Source organism: Collinsella sp. AF04-24, assembly GCF_003465685.1.
Taxonomy (GTDB): Bacteria; Actinomycetota; Coriobacteriia; order Coriobacteriales; family Coriobacteriaceae; genus Collinsella; species Collinsella aerofaciens_AP.
In genome coordinates this window covers 18,267-40,090 of record NZ_QSBK01000023.1, presented here as the reverse complement: position 1 = coordinate 40,090, position 21,824 = coordinate 18,267, and the positions used below count along the sequence as shown (strand labels likewise).

Sequence of the window (21,824 nt, the reverse complement as noted above, 5' to 3'; positions counted from 1 at the left end):
CAACGCGTTGCGCTGAGTCCTGAGGCTGTTGCAATGAAAATGAGAATCAAGGCAGGTCCGCCCCGTCCGCCTCGTCATCTGTGGTTTACGTGGGGGCATACGGAGTGCGGGTATACTAACCGGCGGCGAATCTGCTCCATCGCTTAGAGCTGCTGCGTCTGGACGGCGCGTGATAGGGCTGCCAAAGCGATCGCCAGCGTGCTGAGCAACGTCCTCTCTGTGCGCACCTGTTTTGTATGTATTAGCGCACTACCAAGCACGCCCGCGCGGCCGCATGCCGTGTCCATTGCGCGTGCAGATAAGGAACAACAACATATGCGTAATTCTGTATCCGACGTCACCGACGCCGAGATTCTGGACGAGACCCGCGAGGCCATGACTCAGGCTGCCTTCGACGCGGCCGACGAGGCCAATGCCGCCGAGGCCGTTGAGTCCGCTACCGAGAGCCTGCCCGCCTTTGACGAGCTGGGCCTTTCCGACGAGATGCTTCGTGCCATCGAGAACCTGGGTTACACGGCGCCCACGCCCGTGCAGGCCGGTTCGATTCCCGTGGTGCTCGAGGGTCGCGACCTGCTTGCCGCCGCTCAGACCGGCACCGGCAAGACGGCTGCCTTTTTGCTGCCGACCATGAACAACCTGGAGCACATCGCTCCTCCCAAACCCGTACGCGAGCGCGGCGGCCGCAACCGTCGTCGCGGTGCTAAAAAGCCCGAGGGCAACGGCCGCGGTCCCGTGATGCTCGTCATCACCCCCACGCGCGAGCTCGCACAGCAGATCGACGAGGTCGCCGGCAAGATTGCCGACGTCACCGGCCATGTCGCCGTGACCGTCGTGGGCGGCGTGAGCTACAAGCCCCAGACCGCGGCCCTCAAGTACGGCTGCGACATCCTTGTCGCCACGCCGGGCCGTCTGGTCGATCTGATTGAGCAGGGCGCTTGCCACCTGAACGAGGTCAAGGTGCTGGTGCTCGACGAGGCCGACCGCATGCTCGACATGGGCTTTTTGCCCGCCGTTCGCCGTATTGTGCGCGAGACGCCGGTCGAGCGCCAGACGCTGCTATTCTCGGCGACCCTCGACGAGGAGGCCGTGGGCGAGATCACCGACCTGGTGAGCGATCCGGCCTGCGTGGAGATCGCGCCTGCCACGTCGACCGCCGACACCGTCGACCAGTTTGTGTTCCCGGTGTCCATCGAGGCCAAGAACAACCTGCTGCCCGAGTTCCTCAAGAAGGAGGGTCCGGAGCGCACCATCGTCTTTATGCGTACCAAGCACCGCGCCGACAGCTGCTGCCGTCGTCTGGAGCGTAAGGGCATCAAGGCCGCCGCGATTCACGGCAACCGTAGCCAGGCCCAGCGCGAGCGCGCGCTCTCGGCCTTCCGCGACGGTACCGTCGACGTGCTGGTGGCAACCGACGTTCTCGCTCGCGGCATCGACATCAGCGACGTGCGCTATGTCGTGAACTTTGACGTGCCGGCCGAGCCGACCGATTACATCCACCGCATCGGCCGCACGGGCCGTGCCGGTGAGCTGGGCTGGGCCATCACGTTTGTGACCGAGCAGGACGTCGATGAGTTCTATGAGATCGAGAAGCTCATGGACAAGACCGCCGACATCTACGAGGCCGGCGACCTGCATGTGGGTCCCAACCCGCCCGCGGTTGATCCCGAGCGCGACCCTGCGGCCTTTAAGGTGAAGAAGAAGACCAAGCGCGGCAAGTCCAAGAGCAAGAAGAAGCTCGAGCAGGCACGTCGCGACGGCAAGCGCAACGGCGACGATTACGGCGATGTTGCCGGTCGTTCCAACCGCGGTCGCGATGAGCGTCGCGGCGACGGCGAGCGTCCGAGCCGTCCCAAGCGCGGCGGCAAGACCCGCGTGCGCGAGGGCGTTCAGGCTCGCGTGGACGAGGCTGTGGAGAGCGTGGCTCGCGAGGTGGCTGCCGAGGAGCGCGGGGGTGCTGCTGCTGTCGAGCAGACCCCGCGCGGGAACCGTGCCGAGCGCCGTGCCAAGCAGTTCCAGGGCGAAGCGCATCGCCGCCGTCGCGAGGATGGGGATCGCGGTGGCCGTCGTCGTGTCGAGCGCGAGGACGAGGGCCGCGGTTCGCGCGGTGGCAAGCGCGGTGCGGGCGACCACCGTCGTTCCGGTCGTGATGACGAGCGCGGTGGCCGTGACGAGCGCCGCGGCGGCGAGGGCCGTGGTGAGCGTAGCACCCGCGGCGGCGAGTCCCGTGGCGGCAAGCGCTTTGAAGAGCGCGGTAGCCGCGGCGGCGAGCGTCGCGAGGGTGCTCGCGGCAATGGCGGCCGCGGCGGCGCTGGTCGTTCTAACGAGTCGCGCGATCGTCGTGACCCGCGTGCCAGCCGCGATCGTCGCGATGACTGGCGCAACTACGACGATACCCGCGAGGAGCGTCGTGGCGGCTATCGTGGCGGGCGTGGCGGCAACCAGACCGGCTCCCGTGGCGGCCGTGCCGGCGGTCGCGATAACCGTGGCAGCTATGGCAACAGCCGTGGTGGCAAGCGCGGCGGCAGCTCCCGTCGCCCCGGTGACGGCGGCGGCAAGCGCAAGTAAGATGCGCATCGCGCGCTAGCGTGAGACAAGCTAAGGGCCCGAGCAAACAACGCTCGGGCCCTTTTGTTTGCCGTGTCCATCGCTAATTCAAACGTGATTTTCTCGGGAATGCATCTGGGGGATGCTGAGGACCTATTTTCCGCCATGCAGCAATGGGTCCTATGGGGTGCGCCGTGCATTTTTTGGAGTATTCTGCAGTTCGAGTTGTCTGCATATGATTCGACGTCGCCAACGGTGGCCTTCGGATATCCCTAGCGAGCGTTCCGAGTCAGATTTCGCCGTTTTCCGGAGCAGGGGCGCGTCATTCTCGCCATGTCGGGACTTAGAACGATACGGCGCCCTACAGTTTTGCCCACCCGCGGCGGTGCTGGCGCGGTCACGTTGCAGAATACTCCGTTTTTTGCACGGGCCAGGATGGGGTACCTCAGGAGAACGCGGCGATATCCCGTAAATATATACAATCTGTACCGTAATTTATGCAAAACGAAGAGGCAGACAGCGTAGGGTGGGTGCATTGGGGTGCCTGGCGCACCAAAACGGGGAGCTCCCCCCATGCGCCGTATACTCTGTCTGAATGTGAAAACGGCTTGACGCGTTGCTAGGCGTAGGGAGAGGGTGCCTCGATGAGCGTATTCGAAATTGTGTTTAGTCCGACGGGTGGAACGCGGAAGGTGTCTGGCCTTGTGGCCGGGGCGCTGGACAATAATACCGTTACCGTCGATCTGACCGATAGCGGGCTAGATCTCAGCGCTGTCTCGATGACTGAGGACGACGTGGCCGTAATCTCTGTGCCGGCGTATGCCGGTAGAATCCCGGCTGTGGTGGCTGACCGGTTGGGCATGGTGCGCGGCAACGGGGCTCGGGCTGTTTTGGTTTGTGTATACGGAAACCGCGCGTTTGAGGACACGCTCGTAGAGCTGGAGGACGTTGCGAAGCGCGCCGGATTTAGGGTGGTTGCAGCTGTTTCTGCTATTGCTGAGCATTCCGTTGCTCGTCAGTTTGCTGCTGGGCGACCGGATGCGCAGGATGCGGCGCAGCTCGCAGAGTTTGCGCAACAAATTCAGCAAAAGCTGTTGGCTGAGGATGCGTCCGAGCCCTCTATCCCCGGCAATCGCCCTTATAAACAAGCTGGAGGTCGCCGTATGGCACCCGAGGCAACAGAGGAATGCGTCTCCTGCGGTGCATGCGCCGCGGCGTGTCCCGTTTGTGCTATCGACAAGGGCGACCCCAAGCGAGCAGCTGACGAGGCGTGCATCTCCTGCATGCGCTGCATCGCCGTATGCCCGCGAGGCGCTCGCAAGCTTGATCCCAACAAGCTATCCGCTGTTTCCCAGATGCTGAGCAAGGCTTGCGTCGTGCGGAAGGAATGCGAGCTCTTCATCTAACGCATGCGAAATTGCTGCAAGGAGTGTCCCTGGGTGCCGGCGGGAAAGGAACGTCCCTAAGTGCCGCCTAAATACCGTTTATCGAAGAAAAAATACCGCTCACCGGTCATAATGATTGTTCTGGCTTTGGGCTTGTCTACAATAGCTCCCGTAAAAAGAAATGCGGAAGGTTACCGAGTCCCTCGGACGTGGGCCTAACCAAAGTCTTTGAACGGGTGTGTCTCTGTGGATGCATTCGCTTGATTTTGGTTGGGCTATATTTATGAAGGGACATGCCACCATGGGTTTCTTTTCTCGCCTGATGGGCGGTTCGGATGAGCAGAAGACTGCAACTTCCGAGTTCGAAATCCTCGCTCCTGTTTCCGGCGAGCTTGTTCATCTAGAAAATACCAATGATCCCGCTTTTAGCAGCCGTGCCGTGGGCGATGGCGTTGCCGTGGTTCCCCAAGAGGGAACGGTGTGCGCTCCTGTCTCCGGTACCGTCGCGGCACTGTTTCCGACTGAGCACGCGCTGGGCATCATGTCCGACGACAGCTCTGCTCAGGTGATGCTGCATATCGGAATCGACACTGTTAAACTTGAGGGCAAGGGCTTCCATGCGCTTGTTGCCCAGGGTGACCATGTTGACGCGGGCCAGCCCCTCGTCGAGGTCGATTTCGACGCGGTCCGCGCCGCCGGCTTCGATCCTACGGTCTTCGTTATCGTGTGCGAGCGCTCGGAGAAGTCGACTCTTCGTGAGCATGCTTCCGGCCCTGTTGCTGTTAAAGAGCCTGTCGTCTGGCTTTCCGAGTAAATTCTTGTGGTGGGTGCCGTGGTTATCAAGCGAGTTTTCAACAATAACGTCGCAATGGTCACTTCGGACGATGGCTCCGAGCTCATCGTCATCGGTCGAGGCCTCTGCTTTGGCCGTCATGCCGGCGACGCTATCGATGATGCATCGGTCGAAAAGACCTATGCGCTGCAGGAGGGCACTTCTCAGGATTCGCGTACGATTGATCGCTTGGCACATCTTTTGGAGTCCATCCCCACCGTCAACCTCGTGATTTCCGAGGACATTGTTCAGATGCTCCGTCGAGAGCTCAATGTTGATATCAACGACAAGATTCTCATTGCTCTCGCAGACCATATCAGTCTTGCTTTGGAGCGCGAGCGTAAGGGCGTCCCCTGCGAGAATCCGTTGCTGCTCGAGATCCAGCAGTTCTATCGCAAGGAGTATGCGCTTGCGGGCCGTGCGCTGCAGATTATCAAGGAGTATATGGGCATCCAGATGAGCGAAGAAGAGCAGGGTTTTATTACGCTGCATATCGTCAACGCCACCATGCCGCAGCGCTCTGACCGTCTGATTGTTTCGGTCCAGCTTGTTCGCGACGTGCTCGCGATTGTTTCCGAGCACTATGCCACGACCCTTGACGTCACCTCGTTGCCGTACGAGCGTTTCGTTCGCCATTTGCAGTTTTTTGCGCAGCGAGCGCTCGATCCCGCGGCGGGGCAGGTCAATGGCGACGCGCTGTTCCGTATCGATGAAACGGCGTATCCGAGGGCGTTCTCGTGTGCGGAGTCAATTGCCGACCACTTAGCGTCTACCTATAACGTCGTCGTTACCGATGCCGAGAAGAGTTATCTCGCATATCACATTGTTAACCTGCTTGGAGAACCTGGTCTCTAGGCATAACGTGCCCACACATCGATTGATATAAGGCAAGGCTCACGGTCTTGTCCAGGGCACACCTGTCTTAATTTGCGGAAAAGGAAGGGGAGTACCGCTATGACCGCAAAAAAGAAGTTCAATTTCAAAGCGCCGTTGGAGGTGTTCGCGAAGTCGATCGTCCAGCCGATGATGTATCTCTCGGTTGCCGGCATCCTGCTCATCGTGGGCATCATTCTGACCAACAAGACCATCTGCGCTTTGGTCCCCGTACTGGGCTCCGGTCCGTTCCAGCTTGTGGGCGCCGTTGTCTATCAGTCGCTGATGTTTATCATCAACAACCTCTCGATTCTGTTCTGCGTGGGCATCGCCGGCGCCATGGCAAAGAAGAACAAGGGCCATGCTTCGCTGATCGCCCTGATGTCGTTCTTCCTGTTCCTGCAGGCTAACAACATCGTGCTCAACGCCACCGGCTCTCTTGCCGATGCGAGCGGCATGCTCGGCCTTACCGGAACCGGCCAGGCCACCGTTATGGGCATTCAGGTGCTCGATACCGGCGTGTTTGGCGGCATCATCCTGGGCTGCATCACCGGTGCTGTGTTCAACAAGTACTCGAACAAGCAGTTCCCCATTGCCCTTTCGATGTTCTCGGGCGTTCGCTTTCCGTTCCTGATCATGATCATCATTTCCTGGATTATGGGCGCTGGCTTCTGCATCGTTTGGCCTCCGGTTCAGGGTGCCATCTCCTCCGTTGCCGGCATCATTAAGGAGTCGGGCAACATCGGTCTGTTTATCTACGGCATGCTCAACAAGCTGCTCGTTCCCACCGGTCTGCACCACCTCATCTACACCCCGTTCCAGTTCTCCGATGTGGGTGGCACCCTGACGCTGGGTGATCAGGTTATCGCCGGCGCCTATCCCATCCGTGTTGCCGAGATGGCAATGACGGGCCAGCCCTTCTCCGATAGCACGTATTTCAACAGCTACACCTTCAACAACCTGTGGCCCTACATCGGTATCGGTCTCGCCTTTATCTTCACCGCTTACAAGGGGAACAAGGATAAGACCAAGGCCGTTATCATCCCGCTGATCATCACCGCCGTGCTCTCCTGTGTCACCGAGCCCATGGACTTCCTCTTTGTCTTTGCCGCTCCCGTGCTCTTTGTCGTTCACTCGGTTCTTTCCGGCATCTTCCTGGTCCTGCTCAAGGTTCTCTCCGTGCCCGCTTCGACTGCAGGCGGCATCATCAACATCGTGGTTTCCAACCTGGTCCTGGGTGTCGATAAGACCAACTGGCCGATGATGCTCGTGCTCGGAGTCGTCAACGCCGCGCTGTACTTCTTCCTCTTCACCTTCCTTATCAAGAAGCTCAACCTCCACACGCCTGGTCGCGAGGAAGAGTCCGAGCTTGCTGAGTCCGTTGCCGAGGGTGAGGCCGCCGCGTCTGTCGCGGTGAAGCAGGGCGCTGTTGCCGCGGCTCCCGCAGAGGGCGTCGATGCGGGTATTGCCGACCTGGTCACAGGTCTTGGCGGCAAGGACAACATCGAGGAGCTCGAGAACTGCTTTACGCGTCTCCGCGTGAACGTTAAGAACCCGGACCTCATCGATGAGGACCTCATCAACCACGTGCCCAACAGCGGTATCAACCGCAACGGCAACAATATCCAGATCATCTTTGGCATGAAGGTTGCCGAGATGCGCGACAAGGTCGAAAACGCAATTGAGAAGGAGCAGTAAACAATGATCATTACTCTGTGTGGTGGCGGATCCACCTTTACCCCCGGCATCGTCAAGTCCATCGCTCTGCGCAAGGACGAGCTCGACGTTGACGAGATTCGTCTGTACGACATCAACGAGGAGCGCCAGCGCAAGATCGGCGTGCTCGTGGACTGGATTTTGCACGAGGACCTTGGCCTGGACATCAAGCTCACGGTGACCACCGACAAGGAGACTGCCTTTACGGACGCGAGCTTCGTGTTTGCCCAGATGCGCGTGGGCGGCTATGCCATGCGCGAGCAGGACGAGAAGATTCCGCTGCGTCACGGCTGCGTGGGCCAGGAGACTTGCGGCTGCGGCGGCCTTGCCTACGGCATGCGCACCATCTTCCCCATGGTCGAGCTGATCGATGACGTTGAGAAGTACGCCAAGAAGGACTACTGGATTCTTAACTACTCCAACCCTGCCGCCATCGTCTCCGAGGGCTGCCGCGTCCTGCGCCCCAACGCTCGCATCATCAACATCTGCGACATGCCGATCGCGATCATCGACGTGGTTTGCGCCGCGCTCGATATCGAAAAGAAGGATGTCGAGTACGATTACTTTGGCCTCAACCACTTTGGTTGGTTCACCTCGATCCGCCACAAGGGCGAGGAGGTACTCCCGCAGCTGCGCGAGTACATCAAGGAGCATGAGATCCTGCTGCCCGATTCGTACCTCAAGGGCATGAGCTCGCTGATGTCCAAGAAGCCCGAGGAGGCCACCGACGAGCACCCCGAGCAGAACCGCCACACCAAGGGCAGCTGGTACTACGTCTGGAAGGGCGAGTATGAGATCATGGAGTGCTTCCCGGAGTACCTGCCCAACACGTATCTGAACTACTACCTGCAGCAGAAGGAGTTCGTCGAGCATTCCAACCCCGAGCGCACCCGTGCAAACGAGGTTGAGGAGACGCGCGAGAAGAACCTCTTCGACGGCATCGACCACTACGAGAAGACGGGCGAGATCGACGAGAGCACGTTCTATGCGGGCAGCCACGGCGACTGGATTGCCGACCTGGCTATCGCTCTGAAGAACGACACCAAGCAGCGCTTCCTGGTCATTTGCGAGAACAAGGGCGCTATCCCCAACATGCCCTACGACGCCATGGTCGAGCTGCCTGCCTACATTGGCAAGAACGGCCCCGAGGTCATCAGCCGCGACAACATTCCGCTGTTCCAGCAGGGCCTCATGATGCAGCAGCTGAACTCCGAGAAGCTCGTGGTCGAGGCTACGATCGAGGGTTCTTACGAGAAGGCGCTCAAGGCCTTTACGCTGAACAAGACCGTGCCGTCGATGAAGGTCGCCAAGGAGGTTCTCGACGACATGATCGAGGCCAACAAGGACTTCTGGCCCGAGCTTAAGTAAAAGCAACAGGGTCGCTGACCGCATACCTGGAGCAATGCCCCGTCCACGTGATTGCGTGGGCGGGGCATTGTCATTTGGTAACGCGTTTTATCAAATATGGCATTTATCTGCGGAAATGTTCGTTTTCACCGCTAAGGACGACGTTTCATACCGCCTGCCGAACCGTGTCGCTGCCAAACAATTTTATAGGTCAGTGTTGTGCGTGTAGCAACTTCGCCCGGCCTCGCCTCCGGGCTGCCATGTGAGAGGGGATCTTATGGCTCGACTGCACGTAATGGAACGCAGCCACGCTCAGGCCGTCATGGACGACCTGCACGATGCGCTTGGACGTCGTCTGGCGGTGAGTTCGCTCGCCCCGTGCCCCGTTGAGTTTACGGCGGCGCTCGTCAACCTGTGTTCGACGCAGAGCTGCGGCAAGTGCACGCCCTGCCGCGTGGGCCTGAGCGCGCTGAGCGATCTGCTCGCCGATGTGCTCGAGGGCCGCGCCGACGAGTCCACGCTCAACTTGATTGAGCGCACTGCCCGCACCATCTATCTTTCGAGCGACTGCGCCATCGGTTACGAGGCCGGCGCCATGGCGCTCACGGCTATCCGTGGCTTCCGCGACGATTTTGAGCACCACATTCGCGAGCACTCCTGCGGCTTTGACCGCGAGGCGCGCGTCCCGTGCGTCTCGGGCTGCCCGGCGCATGTCGACATCCCTGGGTACATCTCGCTGGTCGAGGCCGGCCGCTATGCCGACGCCGTCAAAGTCATCCGCAAAAACAACCCGCTGCCGCTCGTCTGCGGCCTGGTATGCGAGCACCCCTGCGAGATGCACTGCCGTCGCGGCATGGTCGACGACCCCATGAACATCCTCGCTCTCAAGCGTTTTGCCGTTGAGCACAGCGACCTCAACGACCACAAGCCCCATGTAGTGGACAACACCGGCAAGCGCGTCGCCGTGATCGGCGGCGGCCCGGCCGGCCTTTCTTGCGCCTATTATCTGGCCGTGATGGGCCACAAGGTGACGATTTTTGAGCAGCGTCACCACCTGGGCGGCATGCTGCGCTACGGCATTCCCAGCTATCGTCTGCCGCGTGAGCGCCTGCAGGCCGAGATCGACTGGATCTTGAGCGCCGGCATCGACGTGGAACTCGACCACGCCGTGAACGGCGAGGAACTTGCCCGCCTGCGCGATGAGTTCGATGCCGTCTACCTGGCCATTGGCGCCCACAGCGACAAGAAGCTCGGCCTTCCGGGCGAAGAGGCGCTCGGCGTGGAGTCGGCCGTCAAGATGCTGCGCGCCATCGGCGACGACGAGCTGCCCGACCTGAGCGGCCAACGCGTGTGCGTCATCGGCGGCGGCAATGTGGCCATGGACGTGGCGCGCTCTGCCGTGCGCTGCGGTGCCGAAAAGGTGAGTATCGTCTACCGCCGTCGCATCTGCGACATGACGGCCCAGGACGCCGAGATCGCCGGCGCCCAGGCCGAGGGCTGCGAGGTGCTGGAGTTGACCGCCCCGCTCGCTATCGAGACGGGCGAGGAAGGTCGCGTGAGTGGCCTGCGCGTGCAGCCGCAGATCATCGGCGAGCCCCGTCGTGGGCGTCCGGCCCCGCGTGCCGCCGCCACGCCCGAGCGCGTCATTCCCTGCGAGCGCGTGTTTGTGGCCATTGGCCAGGACATCGATTCCAAGCCGTTTGAGGACATGGGTATCGCCTGCAAGTGGGGTCGCGTCGTCACCGATTCGGACGGCGCCGTGCCCAACTTCGATGGCCTCTTTAGCGGCGGCGACTGCCAGACCGGCCCCGCCACGGTCATCCGTGCCATCAACGCCGGCCGCGTTGCTTCGGCAAATATCGACCGCTACCTGGGCTTTGACCACAAGATCAAGCTCGACGTTGAGCTGCCGACCGTGCAGTTTAAGGGTAAGCACGAGTGCGGCCGCTGCGAGCTGGGCGAGCGCGAGGCGGGCGAGCGCATCCACGATTGGAATCTGGTCGAGCAGGGCCTTACCGAGCAGGAGGCACGCCAGGAGGCAAGCCGCTGCCTGCGTTGCGACCACTTTGGCTTTGGCGCGTTCCGCGGAGGGAGGAACCTGGAATGGTAGAACCCAACAAAACCACCGTCAGCGACAACAGCGAAAACGGAGCGCACAATATGGTCAAGCTCATTATCGATAACTGCGAAGTCGTGGTGCCCGAGCACACCACGATCCTGGACGCGGCCAAGTCCGTTGGCATCCAGATTCCCACCCTGTGCTACCTGCGCGATCTAAACGAGATCGGCGGTTGCCGCGTGTGCGTGGTCGAGGTTGCAGGCTGCGACCAGCTGGTTGCCGCCTGCAACAACTATGTGCTCGACGGCATGGTGGTCCACACCAACAGTCCCAAGGCCCGCGAGGCCCGTCGCACCAACGTGCAGCTGCTGCTGTCCCAGCACGATTCGCAGTGCACGAGCTGCGTGCGCAGTGGCAACTGCAACTTGCAGACCATCGCCAACGACCTGGGTATCTTCTATCTGCCGTACGAGCAGCACCTGGCGCGCGAGGGCTGGGACTTCGATTTCCCCATCATCCGCGATAACGACAAGTGCATCAAATGCATGCGCTGCATCAAGGTGTGCGAGAGCGTGCAGGGCTTAGGGATTTGGGACCTGACCAACCGCGCCACGCACACCGCCGTGGGCACCCGCGGGCGTGCGCCGATCGGCAAGACCGATTGCGCCGCATGCGGTCAGTGCATCACGCATTGCCCGACGGGCGCGCTGCGCGAGCGTGACGACACCGAGACCGTGTTCGACGCTCTCGCCGATCCCGACAGGATCGTGCTGGTGCAGATCGCGCCGGCCGTGCGTAGCGCTTGGGGCGAGGAGCTCGGCATTCCGCGCGAGGAGGCCACCGTCGAGCGCCTGGCCTGCGCACTGCGCCGTGTGGGCTTTGAGTACGTGTTCGATACTGATTTCTCGGCCGACCTCACCATTATGGAGGAGGGCTCCGAGCTGCTCGAGCGCCTGGGTAAGGCCGCCAAGGGCGAGGGCGACAGCCGCGGCTGGCCCATGTTCACGAGCTGCTGCCCGGGCTGGGTGCGCTTTGTGAAGGCGCGCTATCCGGAGTTTGTTGACAGCCTGTCCACGTCCAAGTCGCCGCAGCAGATGTTCGGCGCTATTGCCAAGACCTACTACGCCAAGGTGCTGGGCGTGGAGCCCGAGCGTCTGTTCGTGGTGTCCGTGATGCCGTGCACGGCCAAGAAGGCCGAGTGTGCGCTGCCGAGCATGATGGGCGAGGGCGGCGCGCCCGACGTGGACGTTGCGCTGACGGTGCGCGAGATGGTGCGCATGATCCGCGCGAGCCACGTGAGCGTCGACACGCTGGTCGAGGAGCCGCTCGATACGCCGCTGGGCTTTGGCACGGGCGCGGGCGTGATTTTTGGCGCCACGGGCGGCGTGATGGAGGCCGCCGTGCGCTCGGCATATTACCTGGTGACGGGCAAGAACCCGGATGCCGATTTCTTTACCGACGTGCGCGGACTCGATGGCTGGAAGGAGGCCGTGGCCGATATCGATGGCACCAAGGTGCGCGTCGCCGTGGCACACGGGCTGGGAAACGCTGCCCGTCTGCTCGACGCGATTCGCGACGGCCGCGTGAGTTATGACTTCGTTGAGGTTATGGCATGCCCGGGCGGCTGCGTCGGTGGCGGCGGTCAGCCCATCCATGACGGCTGTGAGCTGGCAGCCGAGCGCGGCCAGGTACTGTGGGGCCTCGATGCGAACGCCAAGATTCGCTTCTCGCACGAGAATCCCGATGTCCAGGCGTGCTATCGCGAGTTCTTGGGTGCGCCGCTGTCGCCGCTGGCCGAGGGATTGCTGCATACCGACCATCACGCATGGACGATGCCTAACGAGGGGACGTGCTAGCGATGCGCGCGTTTGATTTTGAAATGTCGCGCCGGGGATTTGCCTCGGCGCTTGCCGCGGGCGCGTTGTCGCTTGCGCTGGTTGGCTGTGGCGGCGGAGCTGCGGGGGCGAGGTCTTCTGCGGGTTCGGCTGCTGGGTCTGCGGCGAGTGGCGCTGCCGCTGAGTCGGTCGAGGTGCGCGTTGCCTCGCTCAAGGGACCGACGTCGATCGGTCTGGTGCAGTTTATGGACCAGGCTGCCGATGGCGAGACGGACAATGAGTTCGACTTTGCGATCAGCGCCGCGGCCGACGAGATTGTGCCCAAGGTCATTCAGGGCGATATCGACATTGCCCTGGTGCCGGCCAACTTGGCGAGCGTGCTCTACAACAAGACCGAGGGTGCGGTGCAGGTCATCGACATCAACACGCTGGGCGTGCTGAACGTTGTGACGGGCGACGCAGGCGTGGCCTCGTTTGGCGATCTGGCGGGTCGTACCGTCTACATGACGGGCAAGGGCACCACGCCGGAGTACGTCATGAACTACCTGCTGGAGCGCGCGGGCCTGACCGGTCAAGTGACGCTCGAGTTTAAGAGCGAGCCCACCGAGGTGCTGTCGGCCCTGCTTGCCGACCCGTCCGCCGTGGGCGTGCTGCCGGAGCCATTCAAGACCGCTGCCATCGCCAAGAGCGAGGGCAGTCTGTCGGTACCGGTGAGCCTGACCGACGCGTGGGACGAGCTCGCGGGTGACACGGGCTCCCGTTTGCTGACGGGCGTGACCGTGGTGCGCCGTGCATTTGCCGAGGAGCATCCCGAGGCCGTGGCGGAGTTCTTGAGCTGCCATGCGGCGAGCGTTGAGGCCGTAAATGCGGCGCCGGCGGACTGGGCTCAGGCCGTGGTCGATGCGGGCATCGTGGATAATGCCACGATTGCCGAAAAGGCGATTCCCGGGTGCATGCTCGTGTGTCAGACGGGGAAAGATATGAAGGCGGCGCTCGGTGGGTACCTACAGGTGCTGGCCGATGCGGACGCGAGCGCCGTGGGCGGTAAGCTCCCGGCTGACGATTTCTACTACATGGAGTAGCCCGTGCGTGCGTTTGCTCGACAAATGACTGAGCGTGCGAAGGCGGTGGCGGCAGTGGGTGCCGTCGCCGCCTTTTGGCTTGCCGTGTGGATCTTTGCGGCGGCGCTGGTGGCGCAGCCGTTGATTTTACCGGGGCCGGGCGCGGTTGCCTTGGCGCTGCTGCGCCTGGTGTGCGATGGCGGTACCTGGGCGATTTTGGCGGGCTCGGGCGCGCGGATACTGGGCGGGCTGGCGCTTGCCGCGGTGTGTGGTGGCGTGCTTGCCGGGATTTCGTCACGGTCGCGGGCGTTTGCGCGCCTGGTGGCTCCGGCGCTGTCGTTTGTAAAGGCGACACCGGTCGCCTGCGTGGTAGTCCTGCTGCTCATTTGGCTGGGATCGGCGCGCGTGAGCATCGCCGCTGTTTTTTTGATGGCGCTGCCGGGCGTGTATTTCTCGCTGGTCGAGGGCTTGGCGCAAGTGAACAAACCGCTGGAGCAGATGTTTCGCCTGCATGGCGTACGGGGTTGGCGCCTGTTTTGCGCCCATACCTGGCGCGAAGTTCTACCGTTTGTGCTTTCGTGCGCGCAGGCAGTGATTGGCATGAGCTGGAAGGCCGGCGTGGCCGCGGAGCTGATCGGCATGGCGGTGGGTACTGTAGGCGAGTGCATCTATCAGGCAAAGCTGCTCATCGAGACAGCTGACCTGTTGGCTTGGACCGTGTTGGTCGTGGCGGCATCGTGGACATGCGAGCGTGTGCTGGTGTGGCTGCTGCGGGCTTCGGGGCCCGTGGCATGGCGTGCGGCGGTACGGTCGCATGGACGCGGCTTGCACGGTCGTGCGGGCGCTGCCGACGTGGCGGAGCTTGCGCTTGCCGTGGGCGATCGCGCGCCCTGGGCGCCGGCGCTGGATGGTCTGGTGCTCAACGTGCCCGCGGGCGGGCGCGCTTGCGTGATGGGCGCCTCGGGTGCTGGCAAAACAACGCTGCTTGCCCTGGCGGCGGGGGAATGCGCACCGTGCTCCATGATGTTCCAGGATGCGCGTCTGGTCGAGGACGCTTCTGCCTTGGATAACGTGCTCGTGTGCGCCGATGCACGCGTGGATGCCTCGAGTGCCGCAGCCCTGTTGCGCCTGCTGGTGCCGGGAATCGACGTGCATGCTTGTACGGCCGAGCTTTCGGGCGGCCAGCGCCGACGCGTCGAAATCGCTCGCGCCCTGCTGTGCCCGGGCGGTGCGGTGATTCTGGACGAGCCCTTTACCGGCCTGGATGTCGCCGCGCGCGATGCGACGGCCGAGGTCGTGCTCGACCTCCTCGATGGCCGCACACTCCTGTTCGCCACACACGACGCCTCCGACGCTCAGGCCCTCGATATCTCGGACATCATCACGCTCTAAATACTAACTCAGCAACAAAATGATCCGTTTTCCTCCGTCCCCATGGGGTCGGGTGTGGTATTCTATCTGCGGGGTAATACTTAGGAATACCAAGTAATACCAACGCCGCAGAAACAAACTCCGGATGCGGGCCAATCGGGTTGCCTTCACAGCCCGTCGCCCAGCCGCGTGGCCCGCATCTATCCGCACCACCGTCGTTTCAAAAAGGAAGCGCCATGGCAGAACACATGACCCCGGTTGTCGCGAAGGTCTTGCCCGAGGAGAAGGCAGCCTTCGCGGCGGCAACCCAGCTCGTGGGCACCACGCCGTCCAACGCCATCCGCATGTTTATCGCCGCGTTCAATCGTTGCGGCACCTTTCCGTTCGACATCTCGCCCAACGGGGCCTTCGGCAAAGACTGTCCCCAACAACTAGTCGTTGAAGAACGTCCCCAATGACTAGTCGTTGGGGACGTTCTTATATGACTACCCGTCGAGAGGAGGTTGGCATGCTCAATGCGATGATTTGGGCGCTTGCCTGTTTTGGCGTCGTCGCTGCCGATATAGCCCTGAGCGTCGTTTTGTTCTCCGCCCTTGGCGTCGCATCGGTGTTCATGGGTTTTTCAATCGATGACCTCGACATTCAATTGCTTCAGGCCGTCGCGCAGACGGTATCGTTTTTGATGGCGCTGCTGTGGTGGCGTTATCTGTGGCCGCGCTCGTTTATGGTGCGCTGGCAGGGCGAGCGCCCGCTTGGCGGGGGAGCAGGCAAAGCATGGAGGCGCATCGCCTGCGTTATCGTGATCGGCCTTGCCCTGCAGGTGGTCGTTGGCTACGTGACCGACGCCGTGCTGTCGCTGTTGCCCGAGGCGGCGGCCGATTACAGCGAGCTTGTCGAGGAGACGGGCATGGGCGACACGAGCTATCTGGCCGTCCTGACCACGGTGCTCGGCGCTCCGTTTTGCGAGGAACTGCTGGTGCGCGGTATCATTTTTGAGTTTTCGCTCCGAGCGTTTAACCCGCAGTGCCGTCCGCTCTGGAAACGCCGGCGCCGCGCGAACGCGCAAGACGGCGCCATGGTGCCCTGGGCGGCGCCGGACAAGCGAGGCATCGCCGCGGCGATTGTGCTGCAGGCGGCGGTCTTTGGCTTTATGCATATGAACTGGGTGCAGGGCTGCTACGCCGGCGCCGCCGGTCTGGTCTTTGGCTGGGTGCTCGTGACCACCGGAAAGCTCCGCTACACGATTCTGCTGCACTTTGCCTTTAACGCCGGGTCGTACCTCATGGGCCTGCTGTGGTTTGTGAACACGCCGCTCGACGTGATAATCACGGTCGCGATCGCCGGCGTGATCCTGGTGGAGGCAATGCGCTCGCTGCGCCAAGCGTGTGGGATGGACGCAGCGAGTGCACCACTTCGCTAGTTGCGGCGACCGCCTCCGTTGGCACCCTGACGCCCCTGAGCTGCGCGGTTGCGGCCTGCGGTGTTCTGCGCGCGCGACATGCCGCCGTGACCCTTGCTGCCCTTAGGCCCCTTGCCAGCGCCGGCGTCACCGTGCGGCTTGCCGCCCTTCTTGCCGGTGCCATGCCCACCGCCAGCAGACGTCTCGCCCGGGCGCGGCGGTACGGGACGGATCAGGCAATGCTTGGTGTAGCCGATCAGGTCACGACGCCCGGCTTTTTCCAGCGCCTCGCGCACGAGCTTGTAGTTCTCGGGCTTGCGATACTGGATGAGCGCGCGCTGCATGGCCTTCTCGTGCGGGTCGCGCGCTACATAGATCGGCTCCATGGTGCGCGGGTCCACGCCGGTGTAGTACATGCAGGTCGACATGGTGGACGGGGTGGGGTAGAAGTCCTGCACCTGCTCGGGCATGTAGCCCATGTCGCGCACAGCCTCGGCAAGCTCCACCGCTTCCTTCATCGTCGAGCCGGGGTGGCTCGAGATCAGGTACGGAACCACGTACTGCTTGAGTCCGTATTCACGGTTCAAGCGCTCAAATTTGCGACAGAACGCATCGTAGACGGCGCGGCTCGGCTTGCCCATCACGGAGAGCACCGCGTCGCTCACATGCTCGGGCGCCACGCGTAGCTGGCCCGAGACATGGTGCTCCAGCAGCTCGCGCAAAAACTCGTCCGAGGCATCGGCCATGGTGTAGTCAAAACGGATGCCGCTGCGGACGAAGACCTTCTTGACGCCCGGCAGCTGGCGCAGGTCGCGCAGCAGCTGCGTGTAGCCGCTCTCGTCGACCACCATGTTCTTACACACGCTCGGCCATAGGCAGCGCTTGTTCTTGCACACGCCGTGCTTGAGCTGCTTGTCACAGGCCGGGCGGCTAAAGTTAGCCGTCGGTCCGCCCACGTCGTTGATGTAGCCCTTAAACTCGGGATCGCGCGTGAGCAGCTCGGCCTCGCGCATGATCGAGTCGTGGCTGCGCATCTGCAGTACGCGGCCCTGGTGGAAGGTCAGCGCGCAAAACGAGCACTCACCAAAGCACCCGCGGTTGGAGCTGATTGAAAACTTGATCTCGGCAAAAGCCGGCACGCCGCCCGCTGCGTCGTAATCGGGATGCCAATCGCGTGCGTAGGGGAGTTCGGCCACCTCGTCCATCTCGTCGGTGGTAAGCGCCGCGGACGGCGGGTTCTGCACCACATAGACGCTGTTGGGGTAGGGTTCTACCAGGCGATGCCCGGTGATGGGGTCCATGTTCTGCTGCTGCACGTTAAAGCTGCGCGCGTAGTTGAGCTTATCGGCGGCAAGGTCGTCCCAGCCGGGCAGCAGGTCGTAGTCGTAGACCTCGTCGAGCGAGCTGGTGCGGTAGACGGTGCCGTTGATATAGGTGATCTGATCGATGGGCAGGCCCGCGTCGAGCGCATCGGCGATCTCGACGATCGCGTGCTCGCCCATGCCGTAGATGAGGATGTCGGCGCCCGAATCGAGCAGCACCGAGCGCTTGAGCTTATCCTGCCAGTAGTCGTAGTGGGCCAGGCGGCGCAGACTCGCCTCGATGCCGCCGATGATGATGGGGGCGTCCTTGAACGTCTGGCGGATGAGGTTGCCGTAGACCGTGACGGCACGATTGGGGCGGTGCCCCTCCTCGCCACCGGGGGTATAGGTGTCGGTGTGGCGGCGGTGCTTGGTCACCGAATAGTGGTTGACCATGGAGTCCATGTTGCCGGCACTGACGAGAAAGCCCAGGCGCGGCTCGCCGAGTACCGTGATGCTGGCGGGGTCGGTCCAGTCGGGCTGGCAGATGATGCCCACTTTGTAGCCGTGCGCGTCGAGTACGCGGCTGACGATGGCCATACCAAAGCTAGGGTGGTCCACGTAGGCGTCGCCGCAAATGTAGACAAAGTCGCACTGGTCCCAGCCGCGCGCATCCATGTCGGCGCGGCTGACGGGGAGGAACTTGTCGCGGCCCGGACGCCAGGGGCGTGAGGGCGCTGCCTGGGCATGAGTGGCGTGGCCACCCTGGGCCTTGCCGCCACGCTTTTGCTGCTGGCCGCGCTGGGCATGCTTGCCGTGCTGGTTGTGCTGAGCGTCCTGGGGCTTTTTTGCCACGATTCCTCCCGTTGTTAGTATGCTGCACGTAATTGTAACCAGTCTTTTTGGGACGGGGCTAAAAAGACTGGTGGAGTACATGAGCTGGCGGATCGGCGCGTCGATGCGGGTGCCGTTTGTTTCCAGACTGTGTATCCCCGTGTCGAAGGAGCCGTCTCGCGCGCACGCCATGTTGTCAATGGGTTACAGTATGAACGGCGGCTATGTTTCCGCCAACGCACGAGAGGGTCGTCAACAAGGAGGATGCACGACGATGCAGCGTGCCAAACAGATATCGGAGTCCATCGAACTGGGCATTATCCTGGCGCTCGCCGGCGGCTTTATGGATGTGTATTCGTACATTGGGCGCGACCATGTTTTCGCAAACGCGCAGACGGGCAACATCCTGCTTGTGGGCGTGAGCATCTCGGAGGGCAATTGGGCACTTGCGGGGCGCTACTTCTTCCCTGTGGTGTCGTTTGCCGTGGGCATTATGCTTGCCGACCTGGTACACGAACGGTTTGGCAGCGTGATTCACTGGCGCCAAGTGACGGTGTTCTTTGAAGCCGTCATCTTGCTGGGCGTGAGCTTTATCCCGGGCGGCAATTTCAACCTGCTCGCCAACTGCCTCACCTCGTTTGCCTGCGGCATGCAGGTCGAGAGCTTCCGCAAGATCCACGGTCACGGCATCGCTACGACCATGTGCATCGGCAACTTGCGCAACGCCCTGCAAAACGTGGACGATTACATCATCACCCACAAGCGCGGCTTTTTGGAAAACGGCCTGCTGTACTTTGGCGTGATCTTCACCTTTGTGTTTGGCGCCGTGCTGGGCAACTGGTGCATCGAGCGCATGGGGCTGCACGCCATTGCGGTGGCGAGCATGCTGCTGTTTATCGCGTTTGCCATCATGTTTATCGATCGCGAACGCGACTTGCACAGGAAATGGGCCCGCATCGTAGCTGACTGGCAGACCACGAGTCTTAAGCGCTAAGGTGCATGTTCGTAACAACATTCAGGAGCCAGAAAAACTATCTAGCTCCTGAATGTTGTTACGAACTGCTTTTTGCGATTTATTCGAGATGCTCTTCAATCCGAGCCCTAAGAAGGGCAATGGCTGTAGGTATTCCAATTGCGGCGGCTAATTCGGCTTTATCCAAAACCTGTATGCTAAAGCACGATTGTTTATCACATTGAAGGACGATAACTGAAGATAGCTTCACTTCCTGTTGGCTGAATATATCGTAATCTCCAAATAGGAAGTTACCTTTTATTGCGTAATTCGGTATGTTCGTTACGCACTTCATCTCAAGTCTGTTTAGACCATAATCGAACACCGCAACTTCCTTGTGTTCGATGATGAGCGCAACCCTGGGCATGTTGCTAAAGCCACCGTCGACGACAGTGAAGAGTTTTTCATTCGCATCGTCATAAACGGTATATTTAAGACTCGATAGCTGTCCTAGTGGACCCGTGAACCCATGTCTTTTGATGTTGAGGTTGTCTCCCGCTGGGTTGATGAGAGCCAGAGTATGCGGATAAGGATTACCTTCAATTGAGATTCGATATTCGTTTGTAGCCGTCTTGCTCGATTTAGGACCAGTAGCCATCACGCGTCATCGCCTCGATCGAATTGGAACCGTCTTCTACTTCGTGCGGAGAATTGCGCTGTACGTTGCGGTACATGCAGCTGCAATAACCGCATGGGCAATTTCTAACAAAATGAATGACGCTATTTGCTGCATGCATTTTATTTACTATAAAGTATCCTTTTATAAACGTATTGTCAAACATATATTGCTAAAACAGAAACAATTTATAGACTGAGTTGGTCGTATTCTTTGGGCGATTGCTCCTATAATCTAGCCTTCGCTGCTGTCGGGAGGGAAGGACTGGGGCTCCGTTATTATGTTGAAACGCTTTAACACTTTTGACGTTCTCACGCGTTTTTTGTTTCAAAAGCGTTAGGATGGAACTTGCAGCGCGGGGCGTAATGGGTGCCCCGCACACGATGGGAGGCTATCAATGGCTAATCGTTTCGTTCTCAACACCATTTCTTATCATGGTTCCGGCGCCATCAAGGAGATCCCCGGCGAGCTCCAGCGTCGCGGCTACAAGAAGATCTTCGTCTGCTCCGACCCCGATCTGGTCAAGTTTGGCGTTACCGCTAAGGTGACCGACGAGCTCGACGCCGCCGGTATTGCTTGGAGCCTCTACTCCGAGATCAAGCCCAACCCCACTATCCAGAACGTCAAGGACGGCGTCGAGGCTTTCAAGGCCGCCGAGGCTGACGCTATCGTGACCATCGGTGGCGGCTCCTCCATGGATACCGCCAAGGCCATCGGCATCATCATCAACAACCCCGAGTTCGCCGATGTCCGCAGCCTCGAGGGTGTTGCTCCCACTAAGAACCACGCCGTGTTCACCATCGCTGTGCCGACGACCGCCGGTACCGCCGCCGAGGTGACCATCAACTACGTCATCACCGACCCCGAGAAGGTCCGCAAGTTCGTGTGCGTCGACACCAACGACGCCCCCGAGGTCGCCGTCGTCGACCCCGATATGATGGCTTCCATGCCCGCCGGCCTGACCGCCTCTACCGGCATGGACGCTCTGACCCACGCCATCGAGGGCTACACCACCAAGGGCGCTTGGGAGCTCTCCGACATGTTCCACTTTGAGGCTATTAAGCTGATCAGCGAGAACCTGCGTGACTCCGTCGCCGAGGCCAAGTCCGGCCAGCCCGGCTCCGGCCGCGAGGGCATGGCCCTTGGCCAGTATGTCGCCGGCATGGGCTTCTCCAACGTTGGCCTGGGCATCGACCATGCCATGGCTCACACCCTGTCCGCTCACTACGACACCCCGCACGGCGTCGCTTGCGCCATGCTGCTGCCGATTGCCATGGAGTTCAACAAGCCGGTTTGCGCTGAGCGCCTGGCCAAGGTTGCCGTTGCCATGGGTGTTGACACCACGGGCATGAGCACCGACGAGGCTGCCGACGCCGCTATCGCCGCCGTCAAGCAGCTCTCCGCCGACGTGAACATCCCGCATGTCTGCGAGGCCATGAAGGCCGACGAGATCGAGGTCCTGGCCAAGGACGCCATGGCTGACGCCTGCTTCCCGGGCAACCCGCGCGAGGCGACGCTCGACGACGTCATCGAGCTCTTCAAGAAGATCTGCCCGGCTGCCTAACCTGGTTCGGCGGGCCCCGCCCGTTAGCCCCAGAATCGTCCTCGGACATGTCGGAGGCCCCGCTGCGCACTACGT

General features: G+C 61.4%; 16 protein-coding genes. 14 read left to right on the top strand and 2 right to left on the bottom strand.

The features are described 5' to 3' along the window. The first annotated feature begins 315 nt into the window (after window positions 1-315). The 12 genes from DWV32_RS10530 (at window position 316) to DWV32_RS08790 (ending at window position 16,443) form a co-directional block, all read left to right on the top strand. Entirely contained in the window at window positions 316-2,565 is a 2,250-nt protein-coding gene (locus tag DWV32_RS10530; RefSeq protein ID WP_187361853.1) for a DEAD/DEAH box helicase, read from the top strand. 683 nt (window positions 2,566-3,248) lie between these two features. Continuing rightward, window positions 3,249-3,950, top strand: coding sequence for a 4Fe-4S dicluster domain-containing protein (locus DWV32_RS08840; RefSeq protein ID WP_233540447.1), 702 nt, complete (start codon window positions 3,249-3,251; stop codon window positions 3,948-3,950). A 280-nt stretch (window positions 3,951-4,230) separates the two neighbouring features. Further along, window positions 4,231-4,743, top strand: a complete 513-nt coding sequence (locus DWV32_RS08835) for a PTS glucose transporter subunit IIA (protein ID WP_158551625.1) — start codon at window positions 4,231-4,233, stop codon at window positions 4,741-4,743. Between the two features lie 18 nt (window positions 4,744-4,761). After that, window positions 4,762-5,616, top strand: coding sequence for a PRD domain-containing protein (locus DWV32_RS08830; RefSeq protein WP_117757917.1), 855 nt, complete (start codon window positions 4,762-4,764; stop codon window positions 5,614-5,616). 99 nt (window positions 5,617-5,715) lie between these two features. Next, a complete protein-coding gene (locus DWV32_RS08825) occupies window positions 5,716-7,332 on the top strand; it encodes a PTS transporter subunit EIIC (protein ID WP_117757916.1) in 1,617 nt (538 codons plus the stop codon). A gap of 3 nt (window positions 7,333-7,335) precedes the next feature. Then, the gene (locus DWV32_RS08820) at window positions 7,336-8,718 is read left to right on the top strand and encodes a 6-phospho-alpha-glucosidase (RefSeq protein ID WP_117757915.1); all 1,383 of its coding nucleotides are present in this window, start codon (window positions 7,336-7,338) and stop codon (window positions 8,716-8,718) included. 256 nt (window positions 8,719-8,974) lie between these two features. Further along, window positions 8,975-10,807 carry an NAD(P)-binding protein gene (locus DWV32_RS08815; protein ID WP_117757914.1) on the top strand — a complete coding sequence of 611 codons (1,833 nt, stop codon included), beginning with the start codon at window positions 8,975-8,977 and terminating at the stop codon, window positions 10,805-10,807. Between the two features lie 50 nt (window positions 10,808-10,857). After that, window positions 10,858-12,612: a [FeFe] hydrogenase, group A gene (locus DWV32_RS08810; protein WP_187361854.1), complete on the top strand. Its 1,755-nt coding sequence runs from the start codon at window positions 10,858-10,860 to the stop codon at window positions 12,610-12,612. Window positions 12,613-12,614: 2 nt separating this feature from the next. After that, the gene (locus tag DWV32_RS08805; RefSeq protein ID WP_117757912.1) at window positions 12,615-13,673 is read left to right on the top strand and encodes an ABC transporter substrate-binding protein; all 1,059 of its coding nucleotides are present in this window, start codon (window positions 12,615-12,617) and stop codon (window positions 13,671-13,673) included. 3 nt (window positions 13,674-13,676) lie between these two features. Beyond that, window positions 13,677-15,044, top strand: coding sequence for an ATP-binding cassette domain-containing protein (locus DWV32_RS08800; RefSeq protein WP_147346225.1), 1,368 nt, complete (start codon window positions 13,677-13,679; stop codon window positions 15,042-15,044). 215 nt (window positions 15,045-15,259) lie between these two features. Continuing rightward, window positions 15,260-15,481 carry a hypothetical protein gene (locus DWV32_RS08795; RefSeq protein WP_117757910.1) on the top strand — a complete coding sequence of 74 codons (222 nt, stop codon included), beginning with the start codon at window positions 15,260-15,262 and terminating at the stop codon, window positions 15,479-15,481. 23 nt (window positions 15,482-15,504) lie between these two features. Beyond that, window positions 15,505-16,443: a CPBP family intramembrane glutamic endopeptidase gene (locus DWV32_RS08790; protein ID WP_158566126.1), complete on the top strand. Its 939-nt coding sequence runs from the start codon at window positions 15,505-15,507 to the stop codon at window positions 16,441-16,443. On the opposite strand, the gene DWV32_RS08785 is transcribed toward DWV32_RS08790, so the two are convergent. After that, on the bottom strand, window positions 16,440-18,578 hold the full coding sequence (locus tag DWV32_RS08785) for a YgiQ family radical SAM protein (RefSeq protein ID WP_233540446.1): 2,139 nt from the start codon (window positions 18,576-18,578) through the stop codon (window positions 16,440-16,442). The genes DWV32_RS08790 and DWV32_RS08785 overlap by 4 nt on opposite strands. Before the next feature lie 253 nt (window positions 18,579-18,831). On the opposite strand from DWV32_RS08785, the gene DWV32_RS08780 reads away from it, so the two are divergent. Further along, complete coding sequence (locus tag DWV32_RS08780; protein ID WP_117757907.1) at window positions 18,832-19,551, top strand: YoaK family protein; 720 nt, start codon at window positions 18,832-18,834, stop codon at window positions 19,549-19,551. 79 nt (window positions 19,552-19,630) lie between these two features. On the opposite strand, the gene DWV32_RS08775 is transcribed toward DWV32_RS08780, so the two are convergent. Continuing rightward, window positions 19,631-20,167, bottom strand: coding sequence for a hypothetical protein (locus DWV32_RS08775; protein WP_117757906.1), 537 nt, complete (start codon window positions 20,165-20,167; stop codon window positions 19,631-19,633). A 415-nt stretch (window positions 20,168-20,582) separates the two neighbouring features. On the opposite strand from DWV32_RS08775, the gene fucO reads away from it, so the two are divergent. Continuing rightward, on the top strand, window positions 20,583-21,749 hold the full coding sequence (gene fucO, locus DWV32_RS08770; protein WP_022094861.1) for a lactaldehyde reductase: 1,167 nt from the start codon (window positions 20,583-20,585) through the stop codon (window positions 21,747-21,749). Window positions 21,750-21,824: the final 75 nt, after the last annotated feature.

Excerpts from the sequence above, each read along its gene's own strand:
- DWV32_RS08825 (WP_117757916.1), top strand. The coding sequence starts at position 5,716 with ATGACCGCAAAAAAGAAGTTCAATTTCAAAGCGCCGTTGGAGGTGTTC.
- DWV32_RS08835 (WP_158551625.1), top strand. The coding sequence starts at position 4,231 with ATGGGTTTCTTTTCTCGCCTGATGGGCGGTTCGGATGAGCAGAAGACT.
- DWV32_RS08815 (WP_117757914.1), top strand. The coding sequence starts at position 8,975 with ATGGCTCGACTGCACGTAATGGAACGCAGCCACGCTCAGGCCGTCATG.
- DWV32_RS08795 (WP_117757910.1), top strand. The coding sequence starts at position 15,260 with ATGGCAGAACACATGACCCCGGTTGTCGCGAAGGTCTTGCCCGAGGAG.
- DWV32_RS10530 (WP_187361853.1), top strand. The coding sequence starts at position 316 with ATGCGTAATTCTGTATCCGACGTCACCGACGCCGAGATTCTGGACGAG.
- DWV32_RS08790 (WP_158566126.1), top strand. The coding sequence starts at position 15,505 with ATGACTACCCGTCGAGAGGAGGTTGGCATGCTCAATGCGATGATTTGG.
- fucO (WP_022094861.1), top strand. The coding sequence starts at position 20,583 with ATGGCTAATCGTTTCGTTCTCAACACCATTTCTTATCATGGTTCCGGC.
- DWV32_RS08820 (WP_117757915.1), top strand. The coding sequence starts at position 7,336 with ATGATCATTACTCTGTGTGGTGGCGGATCCACCTTTACCCCCGGCATC.
- DWV32_RS08805 (WP_117757912.1), top strand. The coding sequence starts at position 12,615 with ATGCGCGCGTTTGATTTTGAAATGTCGCGCCGGGGATTTGCCTCGGCG.
- DWV32_RS08810 (WP_187361854.1), top strand. The coding sequence starts at position 10,858 with ATGGTCAAGCTCATTATCGATAACTGCGAAGTCGTGGTGCCCGAGCAC.
- DWV32_RS08775 (WP_117757906.1), bottom strand. The coding sequence starts at position 20,167 with ATGGCTACTGGTCCTAAATCGAGCAAGACGGCTACAAACGAATATCGA.
- DWV32_RS08780 (WP_117757907.1), top strand. The coding sequence starts at position 18,832 with ATGCAGCGTGCCAAACAGATATCGGAGTCCATCGAACTGGGCATTATC.